The following is a 15691-nucleotide window of genomic DNA, read 5'->3' as shown; positions in this document are numbered from 1 at the left end:
AGTGCCTTATGGTTAACACACCATTGAAAACACGAACAAATACTGTCCACTGTTTCCATTCAATAAACAAAGAGGAAGATTAGGCAACCTTTCGAAAAGGTGATGCCTTATCCCCACGTTCCGCGTGTCATGAGCCCGAGGGCTTCAAGTTGCGCCGTACCCTCATAATAGGCAGACCCTTCAAACCAAAGGTCCGGATCGTCAATCAATGCGTTGTAGTACGGCTGATATAGGTCACTGTTCTCAAAATGCTGCGCCCGCGAGAGCTCTTCTGCGGATTTTTCGCCAATGTTGGGCAAAAATTTCGTGTGTAGTAGAACGCCTGACACGTTGGTTTGATCACCCAAATCAAACACCTTGTTCAACCGTCGAGGCAATATCTGATGGGTCGAAGTGACATACGCATACCCGCGCCGCCATTTGACCAAAGGGGTCTTGTTTAACGTCGGCGAGCGTTCGGGTTGGCTGCCAAAAAAAACCCGATCGCGCACGCCACCTTGAATCCATAAGTTCCCAAACACTGGATGTAACTTTGCGCGGTAGTTGTCCGGATCGAACCAAGGCACAGTCTGAATAGGATCGGTGCCTGTTTCATATTGTGCCTGCCCAACCGGCCCCTTGGGATACATATCGAGCATAAGGGCGCCAAACGCATCGCGCCCTGTAGCATCAAGATGTGCGGTCAGGTCATCAAGGCCACGGTCATCGCTTTCCGGATATACCAGAAGCTCATCCGCATCGACGGTTAGGCACCAACGACCAACACCGTATTTCATCTGCAGACATGACAACCAATCAACACCAAACCGAGATGCTTTATAACTTTCCGGTGTCATCCATAACGATACATCCGATTGATCTGCCAAATACTCGGCAGTACCGTCATCGCTTGCGTTATCGACGACAAGAAAATGCGCAACACCCAGCGCTCTGTAATACGCAAGCCAATGTTCTAGTCGCACCATTTCGTTGCGCATGGTCGAAAAAATCAAAACCCCAGCCTTTGGAATCTGACGTTCGACCGCGCGTGTAATCTCTTTACGGCGACGCAGTGAACGCACCAGCAAACGGCGACGCTTCCAGCGCATCCGATATGAAAAAAACGCATCCGTTAGAAAATTCTGCGTTCCGTGGACTTGGTGATCCTCAGTCTGCGGAGTGAAAGGAAACATCTGACGACAGCGCTACTGCGCTGCCTGCTGCATAGACATCATTTCACGTAGATATGCCCCGAACTCTTCGCCCAAGTCGGGCCGCGCCATTCCGAAGGCTACGGTTGCTTGCAAGAAGCCTGCTTTTGAACCGCAATCAAACCGTTGGCCTTTGAAACGGTAACCGAACACATCGCGACCTTCAGTCAGCTCAGCATCAATTGCGTCCGTTAGCTGCACTTCACCGCCAGTGCCGGTTTTGATCTTGTTGAGGTTCTGCATAATCTTCGGCGTCAGAATATAGCGCCCGATCACAGCCAAGTTAGATGGTGCTTCTTCAACGGGAGGTTTTTCAACCAGACCTTTCACAGAAACCATCGAACCGAAGTCTTCTTTTACGTCGAGAACACCGTAGGCAGATGCTTTTTCCTCAGGAACTTCCATCGCAGCGACCATACAGCCACCGGTTTCTTCGTGCGCTTCGACCATCTGTTGAAGACATGGTTTTTCCGCCGCGATTACGTCATCAGGAAGGATAACTGCAAAGGGCTCATTGCCAACCAAACGGCGTGCGCACCACACGGCGTGCCCCAGGCCAAGCGCTTTGTGCTGGCGGATATAAGCAATTGCACCACTGTCCATGTTGGTTGCCTTGAGCATTTCCAACATTTCGGTTTTGCCCTTCTTACGAAGCGTGCTTTCAAGTTCAGGTGCTATGTCAAAGTAGTCCTCAAGCGCGGACTTGCCACGCGAGGTTACAAAAATGAATTCCTTGATGCCCGCAGCGCGTGCTTCATCAATTGCGTATTGGATCAATGGACGATCCACGAGCGTCATGATTTCTTTTGGAACAGCCTTTGTTGCAGGCAGGAAACGCGTCCCCAAACCAGCTACGGGAAAGATTGCCTTCGTCACACGTTTTTTCATGTTTTACCTATTATTGCCCTTTGCGGGTCCTGCTTTGGAAATAGGGTATCATCAAAAAACCAATCAACAAATAACCAAACCGACACACACACGGGGAAACTTCTACGAATTTAATCAGTTGTGTCCCATTTCAGACAGCATGGCCTCAATCTTTGGTACATCTTCCGGATTATTGAGTTCCCAGAACTGACGGCCTCGGGCTTCAACTTCGACACACAACATATGTGCGCCGCGTTCTAGAAAACGCAGCTGCTCCAAACCCTCGAGATACTCAAGCGGACCAGACGCCCAGCGCGGGTATGCGGCAAGGGCAGACGGTCGGTACCCATATACACCGACATGGTGGAACACCGGTGTTTCATCGTCATCGTTATAGTCCTCGCCGGTGTAAGGAATGACTTCTTTTGAGAAAAACAACGCATTGTGGTCTGCCCCAAACACCGCTGTTGTACCACCAACGCGGCCCTGACGGCGGTCCTCTAGCAAGCCATTCAGCGCCCGCCCGTCACAGCGCAAAACAGGAGTTGCGACTTCTGCAACTGGATGCGCGGACAGCCCAGCAACCAAATCTTCAATAAACCATGCAGGTGTTAGCGGTGCATCACCTTGCAAATTCACGACAATATCGAAACCACCGCCCAAAGCATCCAGCGCCTCGGCGCAGCGCTCAGTTCCGTTCTGACATTCGGTTGATGTCATCACGACTTCAGCGCCAAATTCCTCAGCCGCAGCTTTGATACGGTCGTCATCCGTCGCGACAACAACGCGATCGACACCTTTCACTTCTTGGGCTGCTTCCCAAGATCGCTGGATTAGACTTTTGCCTTTGCCATTCGCACCACGCAGTTCGACCAATGGTTTGCCCGGATAACGTGTTGACGCGAAACGGGCTGGGATGACGACAAGTACGCTCATTACGGCAACTTCAATTCAATGCCCGGTGCGTAGGCGATGAAAAACGGGTTGGCGAAGTCTTCTTTGCCGTAAGATAGTGTCGTGTGATCGTCAAAGCGAACGACATGCCCACCAGCGCCTGTTAGCACCGCATGCCCGGCAGCCGTGTCCCATTCCATGGTACGGCCAACGCGCGGGTAAATGTCTGCTTCACCTGTCGCGACAAGACAGAACTTCAACGAAGAACCCGCGCTTTTCATATCGTTTACGGCATATTTGTTGATGTAGTCATCCGTTGCTTGATCACGATGCGACTTAGACGCGACAACCATGAGGCCCGTGTTGTCTGGCGTACTTACTGAAATCGGAATCGTCGTACCGATTGTAGTCTTGTCCAGTTCACCAACTTCTTCAACAGAAACGCCTGCCGCGTTCGTGTAAAACAAGCGGCCTTTTGCCGGTGCATAAACCACGCCCCGCTGCGGCGCGCCGTTTTCGACGTAAGCAATGTTCACTGTAAAGTCGCCTCGGCGGTGGATGAATTCCTTAGTCCCATCAAGCGGATCAACAATCAGGAATGTATTGGCGGTGACGCTGTGACTGTCAGCTTGTTCCTCGGTTACAAGTGCAACATCTGGGAAAGCAGTTCGTAGCCCTGCTGAGATATGTGCATCAGCGGCTTCATCGGCTGCAGTAACCGGGCTGTCGTCACTTTTCGATTTCACCTCAAAGTCATCAGCGTCATAGATGTCCATGATAATATCGCCCGCTTCCAGAGATAGCCGCCGCATTACTTCGGTTAACTTGTCGAAATCCATCACACTGCTCCAGTTTATCTACGATCACGGCTCTTTTTATTGATCCGCGAAATTTGGGTCTTTATGGTCTCGTGCTAAAGGATCGGCAAGATTTTCGTGCCATTAACGGCACTCAACCGCAAAAGCGACGACTGGCAGGCACAAAATGTTCGAAGCAAGACGCAATTTAAGCAGATCGCACTCAGCATTTTCAATGCTAGGGCTGATCTACCATTCGGTCGTTCGCAATGTCCGTCAGGAACATCGCAATGCTTTGATAGGTCTGCTTTTGAATATGATGCAGACAATTATTTTTGTTGGCGCCTTTTACTTCATGTTTTCAGTCTTGGGCCTAAAAGGCTCAGCAATCCGTGGTGACTTCTTACTTTTCATCATGTCAGGAATTTTCTTGTTCATGACCCATAACAAAGCAATGGGCGCCGTTCTTGGTTCTGAAGGTCCGACCTCAGCGATGATGAAACATGCGCCGATGAATACGATTGTCGCAATTACCTCGTCAGCGATCGCAACGCTCTATATGCAAATGCTTTCAATGGCGGTCGTGTTGTACTTGTACCATGTGATTTTCGGACCAATCACAATTCTTGATCCAGCGGGTGCGATGGCTATGATTTTATTAGCTTGGTTCACCGGCGTGGCTGTCGGGGTCGTCCTTTTATCATTGAAGCCGTGGATACCGGGTGTCGTGCAGATCGCATCTTCGATTTATGCCCGCGCGAATATGATCGCCTCAGGTAAAATGTTTGTGGCCAACGCGCTCCCCAGCCACATGCTTGCGATGTTTGACTGGAACCCTCTGTTTCACTGCATCGACCAAGCCCGTGGCTATACCTTCCTCAACTACAATCCTCATTACAGCTCCATCAGCTACCCGCTCAAAGTCGCGATCATCTTCATTATGATTGGCTTGATGCTCGAATTCTTCACGCGCAAACACGCATCAGCGAGTTGGGAAGCCGCTCGATGATACTTCTCCTCGGTTTCTTTTTCTTTGTGCTGTACGGTCTAGCCTCAGACGCGCAAACATTGCCGTCGCTTTATGAGGTAGAAGGCGTGCCAAGTGGCGAGCACCTGAACGTCCGCGAGGGTCCTAGCGTGAGCACGGATATCGTCGAGGTGATCAGCAACACAAACGTTGTCGAAGTTTTGTGGACCAAAGACGGTTGGGGTCAAATTGGCGCCGGAGAGATATCTGGCTGGGTTTCAATGAATTATCTGACAGCCGTCCCGCACCTAGAAAGCCTGCCAATTTTACCGGTTTCTTGCTATGGTACGGAACCGTTCTGGAGCGTCACTGTCGAGCAAGGCATTGCTCTCTACTCGACACCAGAAACCCCCGCTCAACCGATGACGGTTGAAACCAGTGCGCCCGCAACGAATGGATTCTCGTTCCTGCTTTCGGACGCAGATAACACCCATACCCTTGTCGCGAGAGCGAACACTTGTTCCGACGGCATGAGTGAACGACTCTTCGGAATTTCTGCACTAATGCACATACAAACAGACGAAGGAAACTACGTTTACCAAGGCTGCTGCACGTTCCAAACCGAATAGTTTTGCCCATTGGCGTTCAGCTCTAAGACCGAACCCTAAGTCACAACCCGCATAGTCAGGTTAATCCGCCCGCCGCCGTTCAGAAGCGACGAAGACCCAACGCGCGTCTTATCAATTCCATGATAAACAAGCCGCGCATCGCCACCCATTACAACGACATCCCCAGACTTCAGCCAAAGGGATTCCGTTTTACCCCCGCGGGTCAGATTGCCGATACGGAACAATCCTTCATCGCCTAAAGACACGGACACGACAGGTTCAGCGAACTCTGCCTCGTCTCGGTCCTGATGCATCCCCATCTTCGCGGTGTCGCGGTAGAGGTTAATCAAACAACATTCCGGTACCCGATCCGATCCGGAAACTTTCCCCCATATATCCAAAATCGACTTAGGAATGGGCGGCCAAGCGACTCCACTAGGGTGAGTCTCAGAATATCTGTAACTAGAACGGTCCGACACCCAACCGAACCGCCCAGCGCTCGTCATTTGTACCGACATTGGCTTTCCATAGGGGGTCATCGGCGAAAACAGTGGTGCGGCGGCAACAATCGCGCGAATGTCCCTCACAATTGCCTCTTGATCAGGCCGATCAAGCAGCCCTTGCCAGACCTGAACACCCCTTAAAGCCAAAGTTGGGAGAGAATTATTCATCTGTTCACCATTTTTGCGCATTACCCAGTGTTACATAGCTTGCAGGCTGTATTTGCCACACCTATATACACTCCGATCCGAATGGGCCTCCCCGTTCAACCTACAACCATTGATGCCGGTGCCAAAACGGGCCTGCATCGCTCCAATCGCCTGAAAGGGATTTGAAACATGGCAAAAGTAATTGGTATTGACCTTGGGACTACAAACTCCTGTGTCGCAATCATGGACGGCTCGCAGCCTCGCGTTATCGAAAACGCAGAAGGCGCGCGTACAACTCCATCTATCGTAGCATTCACCGACGACGAACGTCTCGTTGGTCAGCCGGCAAAACGTCAGGCTGTTACGAACCCAGAAAACACAATCTTCGGCATTAAGCGCCTTGTCGGTCGTCGCAACGATGACAAGCACCTTGCTAAAGACAAAAAGAACCTTCCGTTCAACGTCATCGACGGCGGCAACGGTGACGCATGGGTTGAGGCCAAGGGCGAGAAATACTCCCCTGCGCAGATCTCTGCTGTGATCCTGCAGAAGATGAAAGAAACTGCTGAGTCTTACCTCAGCGAAGAAGTAACACAGGCCGTTATTACGGTTCCTGCCTACTTCAACGACGCTCAGCGTCAGGCAACCAAAGACGCCGGCAAAATCGCTGGCCTCGAAGTTCTGCGTATCATCAACGAGCCGACAGCAGCTGCGCTGGCGTACGGTCTCGACAAAGAAGAAACACAGACCATCGCAGTTTATGACCTTGGTGGTGGTACATTCGATGTAACGATCCTCGAAATCGACGACGGCTTGTTCGAAGTTAAGTCCACCAACGGTGACACATTCCTTGGTGGTGAAGACTTTGACATGCGCATCGTCAACTACCTCGCGGAAGAGTTCAAAAAGTCGAACGGCGTTGACCTCAAGAAAGACAAGATGGCGCTTCAGCGTCTGAAGGAAGCTGCGGAAAAGGCGAAGATCGAACTCTCCTCTGCATCCCAGACTGAAATCAACCAGCCATTTATCTCAATGGGCCCAGATGGTTCCCCATTGCACATGGTCATGAAACTGACCCGTGCAAAGTTGGAATCCCTTGTTGGCGATCTGATCAAGTCTTCTATGAAGCCATGCCAAGCTGCGTTGAAAGACGCGGGCCTGACAACAAACGACATCGACGAAGTCGTTCTGGTTGGTGGTATGACACGCATGCCTAAAGTTATCGAAGAAGTAACAAAGTTCTTTGGTAAGGAACCACATAAGGGTGTTAACCCTGATGAAGTTGTGGCCATGGGTGCTGCTATTCAGGCTGGTGTTCTTCAGGGTGACGTTAAAGACGTTGTTCTTCTTGACGTTACTCCACTGTCCCTTGGTATCGAAACACTCGGCGGCGTATTCACACGCTTGATCGACCGTAACACAACAATCCCAACGAAGAAGTCTCAGGTGTTCTCAACAGCCGAAGACAACCAGAACGCTGTGACGATCCGCGTGTTCCAGGGTGAGCGCGAGATGGCTGCTGACAACAAGATGCTCGGCCAGTTCAACCTCGAGAGCATCCCACCAGCACCACGCGGCATGCCGCAGATCGAAGTGACCTTTGATATCGACGCCAACGGCATCGTGTCTGTTGCGGCATCCGATAAGGGTACTGGCAAAGAGCAGAAGATCACGATCCAAGCATCTGGCGGTCTGTCTGACGAGGACATCGAACAAATGGTTCGTGACGCGGAAGACAACGCTGAGGCCGATAAGGACCGTAAGGAATTGGTCGAAGCCAAGAACCAAGCGGAAAGCCTGATCCACTCGACTGAAAAGTCTATGGAAGAGCATTCTGACAAGGTCGACCCAACCACGATCGAAGCTATTGAGCTCGCCATTGCGGCACTCAAGGACGATTTGGAAGGCGAAGACGCTGGCAAGATCAAATCCGGCATCCAGAACGTCACTGAATCAGCGATGAAGCTGGGTGAGGCGATCTACAAAGCCGCACAAGAAGAAGCTGGCGAAGCCGAGCCTGAAGCTCCTGCTGCTGACGAAGACATCGTCGACGCAGACTTCGAAGACCTCGACGACGACCAGCGCGGATAAACTTTGGTGAACTTGCAGGACCGGCCCTAGTCGGGCCGGTCCTGTGCTTCCCAAGGGGGAAAATCTGTCATGGCAAAACGCGATTATTATGACGTTCTAGGTGTCTCCAAGGGTGCAAGCGCCGACGAGATCAAAAAGGGCTATCGCCAGAAGGCGAAAGAACTCCACCCGGACCGCAACACCGACAACCCAGACGCTGAAAGCCAGTTCAAAGAAGCTGGCGAAGCTTATGAAGTGTTGAAAGACGCTGAAAAGAAAGCGGCCTATGACCGTTATGGTCATGCTGCATTCGAAGGCGGCATGGGCGGCGGCGGTCGACCTGGTGGTATGGGCGGCCAAGGTGACTTTGGCTCTGCATTCTCGGACATCTTTGACGACCTGTTTGGCAACATGGGCGGTGGGCGTGGCGGCGGGCAATCCCGCGCCTCACGCGGCAACGACCTGCGCTACAACCTGCGCGTAACATTGGAAGAAGCATTCGCTGGCCTTCAGAAAACGATCACCGTTCCAACAGCATCTAGTTGTGAGTCCTGTAACGGAACCGGTGCTGAAGGCGGCTCTGAGCCGCAAACCTGCCCGACGTGTTCCGGCATGGGCAAAGTCCGCGCGCAGCAAGGTTTCTTTACTGTCGAACGCACCTGCCCAACCTGTAATGGCATGGGTCAAACGATCAAAAATCCTTGCCATGAATGTCATGGCCAAGGGCGTGTTGAGAAAGAGAAATCGCTATCGGTGAACATCCCTGCAGGTGTCGAAACCGGCACACGCATCCGTCTTGCTGGCGAAGGCGAAGCAGGCATGCGAGGCGGCCCGACGGGTGATCTCTATATCTTTATTGAAGTACGTGAGCACGATCTCTTCGAACGCGAAGCCAACCACCTGTTCTGCCGCGTGCCTGTGTCTATGGCGAAGGCCGCACTTGGTGGTGATATTGAGGTTCCGACCATCGATGGCGGCCGTTCACGTGTGAAAATTCCGGCTGGCTCTCAATCTGGTCGCCAAATGCGCCTGCGCGCAAAAGGCATGCCCGCCCTTCGTGGTGGCGGCCCCGGTGACATGTTCATCGAAATGGCTGTGGAAACGCCTGTGAACTTGACCAGCAAGCAAAAAGAGCTTCTGCGTGAATTCGAAGAACTGGCAAGCGACAATAACCCGCAAAGCTCATCGTTCTTCAAATCCGTCAAGTCATTCTGGGAAACGATGAAGGGTTAACCGTTAACCAAGCGGTAACTGGAATCACGGCAAAGTCGGGGTATGAAACATGCCTCCGCCTTTGCCGAAGCCCCGCTATTACCTTTAGGCCCTGCCTCGCCAATCACGATTGACCGAGACGAAGTTGAAATCGTTCCGGCGGTTCCGACTTCCAAAAAAGGTAAACACCCTTCCTACTTAGCAGACCATCGAAAGCGTTTACGTCACCGTTTCCTAACGGGCGGTGCCGCAGCGATGCCGGACTATGAAATACTCGAACTCACGTTGTTTCGGGCTATCCCGCGCCAAGACGTGAAACCACTCGCGCGGCTCTTGATTGAGACATTCGGCGACCTAAATGGTGTGCTCTCTGCACCGATCGCGCGGCTGGAAAAGGTTCATGGGGTAGGCCCCGCAGTCGCGCTTGAACTCAAGATCATGGAAACCGTTACTCATCGAATGGCCCGCGCAAAAGTCATGCGACGCCATGTCATAAGTTCATGGGACGCCGTTCTGGATTACTGCCACACCGTAATGGCACATCGCGATACCGAGCAGTTTCGGGTGTTTTTTCTGGATCGAAAGAACGTTCTGATCGCAGATGAAGCCCAAGGAACTGGCACGGTTGATCATGTACCCGTGTACCCGCGCGAGGTTGTGAAACGTGCACTCGAACTCAACGCGTCTGCATTAATTCTTGTTCACAATCACCCGTCAGGTGACCCAACCCCTTCAAACGAAGATATCGCAATGACGAAGCAAATCTCGGACGCGGCCAGCGCGCTTGGTATCTCACTCCACGATCATTTAGTTATTGGCCGATCTCGTGAGCTTAGCTTCAAATCGCAAGGTCTAATCTAAGGCGCATCACGCACCCAAAGCTCAACACGCCGGTTCGTTTGTTGGCCCCAAATCGTATCATCGCACGCCATTGGCAAAGCCTCTCCAAACGCCTCGGTTTCCACTTGGACATTTGCCGGGAACGATCCACCAAGGGCGTGACTAAGATCGCGCAACACAGCTTCAGCCCGTGCAAATGACAGATCACGGTTCGCCGCAGCTGGCCCGCGCCCATCACTGAAGCCGACCAACATCAATTCCCGCCCGCCGAAACGCCCATCTCGGATTGCTTGCGCCAATTGCATCACGTTAGATCGCGATTGTCCGTCTAGTCTTGTCGAACCGGGTTCAAATCGAAAGGTACTCGACATTCGAACGCGTGGCGACAGTAGCCGCACCATTCGTTGCAACTCTTCTAATTGAATTTCAACTCCTGCATTCGCAATCGCGCTCGCGAGCCTGTCTCCCTGCCTTCCCAACGGAATTGGCACTGCTGCGAGGTCCACAAATCCCGCACGGCGAATGACCAATTGAGCAGACGGTGACCGCAACCAGTCGAGGAAGTCATCAACCTGCGGGTGTTGCCTACGTTGCGGTAGATAGATGAACATTGGAAATGTCAGCGGGTAGTCTTCAGTTTTCATCGTCAAAAACCGGGCCTCTGCTTGCAAACCACAGGGGCCATTCAGCGCCAAAGGTTGAGTACTTTGCGTGGACCCAAATGGAACGAGAGATAGCCCATTTGCCCCTTGCGCAACTGCAGCCAGTAACGACTCTAAGTTTTCATGCGCGACACCCGGTTGTTCAAGTTGCAGCCCGAACGGGCGCATGAATCTGTCTTCAAATCCCTGAATCTGTCCTTCGGTATCAGCCTGAAAGTGAACCTCAAATTGTCCCCCTGTTCCGGCCAATTCGGCAGTCAAATCTGCCATTGAAATCGACCTCACGTCGGATGTTGCAGATACGACAGGCACAAGCGCATCCAGCGCAAGAATTCGCGCGTGCCGCGCGAAGTTAAGTGGCCCGAGACCAGCATCTGCGGCGGTGACTAATTCACTGTCTCGCAACTCGCGCATCGACAAAAGCGCATCTGCGTTGTGATTAACAAACGTAGAAAACGCTTGATCCTGGGGCTCAATCGAAATCGATATTTTAAACACTGCCGTTCCGTCGGAACGAAGCAATTGGAATCCTTGAACGTCTTCACGCACGTTCAAACCGCTATCTCGGGCATAGACGTCGACCAAAGCGGGTAATAGCAGATCGCCCATTCGCGAGGCCCCGACGAGGCGCAGCGATGCAACGTAGTTTTCCAGATCAGGGCAACCCGTGCCCTCACAAGTCATTCCATCGGAACGAAAGGTGATAAGTCCAGCATCTGCGGCAACGGAAACATTTTCACCATCAAAAGCAACGAACCGACCAGCTACCGTCACGGCGTCATTTTCACTGCGATAGGTAACCTCTTGCGCTGCGACATCCGCCACGAATGCAAAATGTGCGACGAGAACCGCCGCACATTGTAGAAATTTTTCTGTTATGTTGAGCCATGTACTCGTCATTTCGACGCGAGTGTCAGGTCCTCAAACATGTTTTGCAAGATAAGAAAGTCACCGACTGCGTCACATTCTGGCATAATCATTGTTAGATCCAATGCGGACGTTTGACCTGTGGGTGAAACCTGCAGACTCTGAGCCGTCAGTTCCTGCCCACAGTTTCCTGCGGTGATTTCCGCCTCGGCAACCAGCGTGACTTCAAAGTCCGAGCCCATCATCCCTGATGGAAACGTGTAGACCTCCGCCATCAAAGCCTTTTCAACCGAGTCTTCTCCTAGACGAATAAGGTAACCACCTGTCGCAGTTTCAACTCGGTTAGCATCACCCGGGTTGGTCATGTGAATATGGTTTTCGTCTCCAAATACTGCATCGCCTTCGTAGGCGCTTAGCATAACAGATTCATCGCCCTGCCACTGCAAAACCGCGCGGTCATAGTTGGTGAAATCTGGCACTGTCGTAGTTGCAACCGCGCCGTCACCGCCTTCAAACGCGGCGATCACTACAGCGACTTCGGCCAACGCGGGTACCGATAATTCGGCAGTACCAGTGTCGTCGGTCATAGCCGTAAACATCATGCCTTGATGGTGAACCGTGAAAGCGGACGACGCGTGGCACGGGGCGCTTACAGATAGTGTAACACTTGCGATCGGTCCTACAGCGGCGTCCATTACAGGAACGCAATCTACCTCAACGGTCGCAGACTCTTCGATCGTTGGCACCGTTTCTGTTTCGAGCGCAGCCAGTTGAACGGGAGCTTCCTGAACAACCGGAACCTTTGCAGCTTCCGGCAAGACAACCGCCGCAGCGACCGTCGTTTCAGGTTTTGAGAATTCTGGTGTCTCGGACGTGATAACGCTGCCTTGTGCGACAGCTATCGGATCTTCTTCCACCAATGGCGTTTCAGTTGCAATATCAGGCGAAACTGCTGTTTCTTGCTGGATGGCCTCTGAAAAAGGCGCAGGTTGTTCAGGCGCCTCATCATTCCCAAAACGGCTCGCCAAGGCGTCACCGTTTTGCATTACAAAACCGATTCCCAGCGCCACACTAAATGTGCCGGCAGCCATACCAATTTGTCTGATTCTAGACATCTGATCACTCCTTCCCACAACGGGTCAGGGCGCAGATTGCTTTGCTCCCATGACCTTAGCTGGGCGGTCATGGGGATTCTTTCAGTCAGGATTGCGGCGAGAACTGGGCCGTTTGCACAACTTTTAGCTTAGTCGCCCGTGGCAGTGCTTGAACTTCTTACCGGAACCGCAAGCACAAAGGTCATTGCGACCTGGGTTGCCCCAAGTTGCCGGATCTGCCTCGACAAAGCCTGGTTTTGCGTCCGCATTCGCCTCAGATGGCGTCGCGGCGCCACCCTGTGCCAAACGTTGCTGCTCCATTGCTTGCGCGACCATCGCCTCTTGCTCTTCTTTGGTCATCGGACGGATTTGAGCAAGCTTTTGTGTCACGTCAGAACGCAAGCCATCTAACAAACCCTCGAACAGTTGGAACGATTCCGTTTTGTATTCATTCAACGGATCACGTTGCGCATATCCACGAAAACCAACTACCGAACGCAGGTGTTCGAGCGTCAGCAGGTGTTCACGCCATTTAGCATCAATGGTCTGCAACAAGATTTGCTTTTCGATGTTGCGCATAATCTCAGGGCCAAACGCGGCGGTCTTCTCCGCCATGTATGCATCCGCTGCATCCTCGAGGCGTTCACGAATATCAGCGTCATCGACGCCCTCCTCGTTCGCCCAATCAACCACTGGAACATTGAGCCCCAAGTGCGAGGCCACTTCTGCACTGAGGCCTTCAGTGTCCCATTGGTCCGCATAGCTTTTGGCAGGGATATATGTGTCGACGAGGTCATCGATCACTTGGCCGCGCATATCCGCTGCAATCTCGGAAATGTCCTCTGCTTCCATGATTTCACGGCGTTGGCTGAAGATCACTTTACGCTGATCGTTCATCACATCGTCGAATTTCAACAGCTGCTTACGAATGTCGAAGTTACGGCCCTCAACCTTCGCCTGCGCACGCTCGAGAGATTTGTTCACCCATGGGTGCACAATCGCTTCGCCTTCTTTCATGCCAAGCGACGACAGCACTTTGTCCAAACGCTCGGACCCGAAGATACGCATCAAGTCATCTTCCAAGGATAGAAAGAAGGATGACTTGCCAGGATCACCTTGGCGGCCTGACCGACCACGAAGCTGGTTATCGATACGACGGCTTTCATGGCGTTCCGTTGCTAGAACAAACAAACCACCTGCGTCTTTTACCGCTTGCTCGTCCGCCTTGTGCGTTTCTTCAATCTCGGCGCGCACTGCTTCGTTCACGTCATCGGGCGTCGCAGCAATCGCTTCCATAATCTTGAATTCGATGTTCCCACCAAGCTTAATGTCCGTCCCACGACCAGCCATGTTTGTCGCGATTGTGACAGCACCCAGCTTACCAGCGTCCGCAACGATCTGCGCTTCCTGCTCGTGCTGACGCGCGTTCAGGACGTTATGGGGAATACCTTCGGCATCCAGAAGTTGGCTCAGGAATTCGGATTTCTCGATGGATGTCGTACCGACCAGCGTTGGCTGGCCCTTGGCGTTGGCTTCTTTGATCGCCTTTACAACACCGTCGAATTTCTCTTTCGCGGTGCGGTACACTTGGTCGTGTTCATCGATCCGCGCGATTGGGCGGTTTGTTGGAACTTCAACAACACCTAAACCGTAAATTTCCGCGAATTCTTCTGCTTCGGTCAACGCCGTACCCGTCATGCCACCAAGCTTGTTATACAAACGGAAATAGTTCTGGAACGTCACAGATGCGAGCGTGACGTTCTCAGGCATGATTTTGCAGCCTTCTTTCGCTTCAATCGCCTGATGTAGACCTTCGGACAAACGACGACCCGTCATCATTCGGCCTGTAAATTCGTCGATCAAGACAACTTCGCCATCGCGAACAATGTAGTCTTTATCGCGTGTGAACAGCTTGTGCGCGCGCAGGCCTTGGTTGACGTGGTGCACAATCGACGTGCTTTCAGGTGCGTATAGCGATTGGTCCTCCGGCAAAATACCGGCCGACACCAAACGCTCTTCGAGGAACTCGTTGCCCTCGTCCGTGTAGTTCACATTGCGGGTCTTTTCATCCAGCGTGAAGTGATCGTCCTGAATTTCAGGGATCAGCTTATCAATCGTTACATACATCTCAGACCGGTCTTCAGCAGGGCCGGAAATGATCAGCGGCGTACGCGCTTCATCAACGAGGATGGAATCGACTTCATCCACAATCGCGAAGTTGTGCTCGCGTTGGTTCATCTGGGACAGCTCGGACTTCATGTTGTCGCGCAGGTAATCAAAACCCAGTTCATTATTTGTCGCGTATGTCACATCGCAACGATACGCGGCGCGCTTTTCGTCTTCTGGCTGCTGCGGGTAAATAACCCCTGTTGTGAGGCCCAAGGCAGTGAATACCTGGCTCATCCATTCCGCGTCACGCTTGGCAAGATAGTCGTTCACCGTCACGACGTGCACGCCTTTACTGGTGAGGGCATTCAGATACGCAGGGAACGTTGCGACCAGCGTCTTACCTTCACCTGTTTTCATCTCAGAGATATTGCCTTGGTGCAGGAAAATTCCGCCCATCAGCTGAACATCAAACGCCCGCAAGCCCAGCGCACGTTTCGCGGCTTCGCGGCAGTTCGCAAACGCTTCTGGCAACAACGCATCGAGGCTTTCACCGCCCATAGCACGTTTGGCAAGCTCTTCGGTCTTGGCTTTGATACCCTCGTCACTCAGCGCTTCGCATTCAGGCTCAAGCGCATTGATCTTCTCAATAAGCGGAAGTGTTGCTTTAACCAACCGATCATTCGGCGTGCCAAAAATCTTCTTCGCAATCGTTCCAAGACCGAGCATATTCTCTCCGCGCGCGCCACTTTGGGCGTCTCTAACATCAATGTGTGAGGAGGTTGGTTGTGCCTGTCGCACACGCCCCATAGAAACAGGGCCAAGACCGGCCTCCACAGGACCTTATGGGGATGTAAGGGGCCGCCA

13 protein-coding genes are annotated in these 15691 nt (G+C 52.5%); 5 read left to right on the top strand and 8 right to left on the bottom strand.

Annotated elements, in window-relative coordinates; genetic code table 11:
* Positions 1–107 precede the first annotated feature (107 nt).
* The 4 genes from OCA8868_RS12310 to cysQ form a co-directional block, all read right to left on the bottom strand.
* Positions 108–1172, bottom strand: a complete 1065-nt coding sequence (locus OCA8868_RS12310) for a glycosyltransferase family 2 protein (protein ID WP_093996889.1) — start codon at positions 1170–1172, stop codon at positions 108–110.
* A gap of 12 nt (positions 1173–1184) precedes the next feature.
* Complete coding sequence (gene galU / locus OCA8868_RS12305; protein WP_093996888.1) at positions 1185–2078, bottom strand: UTP--glucose-1-phosphate uridylyltransferase GalU; 894 nt, start codon at positions 2076–2078, stop codon at positions 1185–1187.
* A gap of 114 nt (positions 2079–2192) precedes the next feature.
* A complete protein-coding gene (locus tag OCA8868_RS12300) occupies positions 2193–2993 on the bottom strand; it encodes a 3-deoxy-manno-octulosonate cytidylyltransferase (protein ID WP_093996887.1) in 801 nt (266 codons plus the stop codon).
* Positions 2993–3790 (bottom strand): 3'(2'),5'-bisphosphate nucleotidase CysQ, encoded by a 798-nt coding sequence (gene cysQ, locus OCA8868_RS12295; protein ID WP_093996886.1) that lies wholly within the window; start codon positions 3788–3790, stop codon positions 2993–2995. Before cysQ ends, OCA8868_RS12300 begins: the two co-directional genes overlap by 1 nt.
* Before the next feature lie 145 nt (positions 3791–3935).
* On the opposite strand from cysQ, the gene OCA8868_RS12290 reads away from it, so the two are divergent.
* Both OCA8868_RS12290 and OCA8868_RS12285 read left to right on the top strand, forming a co-directional pair.
* Positions 3936–4757 carry an ABC transporter permease gene (locus OCA8868_RS12290; RefSeq protein WP_093996885.1) on the top strand — a complete coding sequence of 274 codons (822 nt, stop codon included), beginning with the start codon at positions 3936–3938 and terminating at the stop codon, positions 4755–4757.
* Complete coding sequence (locus OCA8868_RS12285) at positions 4754–5344, top strand: COG3650 family protein (protein WP_093996884.1); 591 nt, start codon at positions 4754–4756, stop codon at positions 5342–5344. The genes OCA8868_RS12290 and OCA8868_RS12285 overlap by 4 nt, the downstream gene beginning before the upstream one ends.
* 35 nt (positions 5345–5379) lie before the next feature.
* On the opposite strand, the gene OCA8868_RS12280 is transcribed toward OCA8868_RS12285, so the two are convergent.
* A complete protein-coding gene (locus OCA8868_RS12280) occupies positions 5380–5994 on the bottom strand; it encodes an alpha-ketoglutarate-dependent dioxygenase AlkB family protein (RefSeq protein ID WP_093997209.1) in 615 nt (204 codons plus the stop codon).
* Between the two features lie 168 nt (positions 5995–6162).
* Between OCA8868_RS12280 and dnaK the strand changes: the two genes are divergently transcribed.
* From dnaK to radC, 3 genes are all read left to right on the top strand, one after another.
* The gene (gene dnaK, locus OCA8868_RS12275; protein ID WP_093996883.1) at positions 6163–8064 is read left to right on the top strand and encodes a molecular chaperone DnaK; all 1902 of its coding nucleotides are present in this window, start codon (positions 6163–6165) and stop codon (positions 8062–8064) included.
* Positions 8065–8133: 69 nt separating this feature from the next.
* Positions 8134–9276 (top strand): molecular chaperone DnaJ, encoded by a 1143-nt coding sequence (dnaJ, locus tag OCA8868_RS12270; protein ID WP_093996882.1) that lies wholly within the window; start codon positions 8134–8136, stop codon positions 9274–9276.
* A gap of 42 nt (positions 9277–9318) precedes the next feature.
* Entirely contained in the window at positions 9319–10116 is a 798-nt protein-coding gene (gene radC / locus OCA8868_RS12265; RefSeq protein WP_093996881.1) for a RadC family protein, read from the top strand.
* On the opposite strand, the gene OCA8868_RS12260 is transcribed toward radC, so the two are convergent.
* The 3 genes from OCA8868_RS12260 to secA form a co-directional block, all read right to left on the bottom strand.
* Positions 10113–11657: a phosphate ABC transporter substrate-binding/OmpA family protein gene (locus tag OCA8868_RS12260; protein WP_093996880.1), complete on the bottom strand. Its 1545-nt coding sequence runs from the start codon at positions 11655–11657 to the stop codon at positions 10113–10115. The genes radC and OCA8868_RS12260 overlap by 4 nt on opposite strands.
* A complete protein-coding gene (locus OCA8868_RS12255; protein ID WP_143849623.1) occupies positions 11654–12739 on the bottom strand; it encodes a translocase in 1086 nt (361 codons plus the stop codon). Before OCA8868_RS12255 ends, OCA8868_RS12260 begins: the two co-directional genes overlap by 4 nt.
* A 123-nt stretch (positions 12740–12862) precedes the next feature.
* Positions 12863–15553 carry a preprotein translocase subunit SecA gene (secA, locus tag OCA8868_RS12250; RefSeq protein WP_093996878.1) on the bottom strand — a complete coding sequence of 897 codons (2691 nt, stop codon included), beginning with the start codon at positions 15551–15553 and terminating at the stop codon, positions 12863–12865.
* Between the last annotated feature and the right edge of the window lie 138 nt (positions 15554–15691).

This window comes from Octadecabacter ascidiaceicola, from assembly GCF_900185015.1.
GTDB lineage: Bacteria > Pseudomonadota > Alphaproteobacteria > Rhodobacterales > Rhodobacteraceae > Octadecabacter > Octadecabacter ascidiaceicola.
This window is presented reverse-complemented; position numbering and strand designations above follow the sequence as displayed.

What these genes read in the sequence shown, in the direction of transcription:
- OCA8868_RS12310 (WP_093996889.1), bottom strand. Translation starts at nt 1,172, where the DNA reads ATGTTTCCTTTCACTCCGCAGACTGAGGATCACCAAGTCCACGGAACG.
- galU (WP_093996888.1), bottom strand. Translation starts at nt 2,078, where the DNA reads ATGAAAAAACGTGTGACGAAGGCAATCTTTCCCGTAGCTGGTTTGGGG.
- OCA8868_RS12300 (WP_093996887.1), bottom strand. Translation starts at nt 2,993, where the DNA reads ATGAGCGTACTTGTCGTCATCCCAGCCCGTTTCGCGTCAACACGTTAT.
- OCA8868_RS12255 (WP_143849623.1), bottom strand. Translation starts at nt 12,739, where the DNA reads ATGTCTAGAATCAGACAAATTGGTATGGCTGCCGGCACATTTAGTGTG.
- dnaK (WP_093996883.1), top strand. Translation starts at nt 6,163, where the DNA reads ATGGCAAAAGTAATTGGTATTGACCTTGGGACTACAAACTCCTGTGTC.
- OCA8868_RS12290 (WP_093996885.1), top strand. Translation starts at nt 3,936, where the DNA reads ATGTTCGAAGCAAGACGCAATTTAAGCAGATCGCACTCAGCATTTTCA.
- dnaJ (WP_093996882.1), top strand. Translation starts at nt 8,134, where the DNA reads ATGGCAAAACGCGATTATTATGACGTTCTAGGTGTCTCCAAGGGTGCA.
- secA (WP_093996878.1), bottom strand. Translation starts at nt 15,553, where the DNA reads ATGCTCGGTCTTGGAACGATTGCGAAGAAGATTTTTGGCACGCCGAAT.
- OCA8868_RS12285 (WP_093996884.1), top strand. Translation starts at nt 4,754, where the DNA reads ATGATACTTCTCCTCGGTTTCTTTTTCTTTGTGCTGTACGGTCTAGCC.
- OCA8868_RS12280 (WP_093997209.1), bottom strand. Translation starts at nt 5,994, where the DNA reads ATGAATAATTCTCTCCCAACTTTGGCTTTAAGGGGTGTTCAGGTCTGG.
- OCA8868_RS12260 (WP_093996880.1), bottom strand. Translation starts at nt 11,657, where the DNA reads ATGACGAGTACATGGCTCAACATAACAGAAAAATTTCTACAATGTGCG.
- radC (WP_093996881.1), top strand. Translation starts at nt 9,319, where the DNA reads ATGAAACATGCCTCCGCCTTTGCCGAAGCCCCGCTATTACCTTTAGGC.
- cysQ (WP_093996886.1), bottom strand. Translation starts at nt 3,790, where the DNA reads ATGGATTTCGACAAGTTAACCGAAGTAATGCGGCGGCTATCTCTGGAA.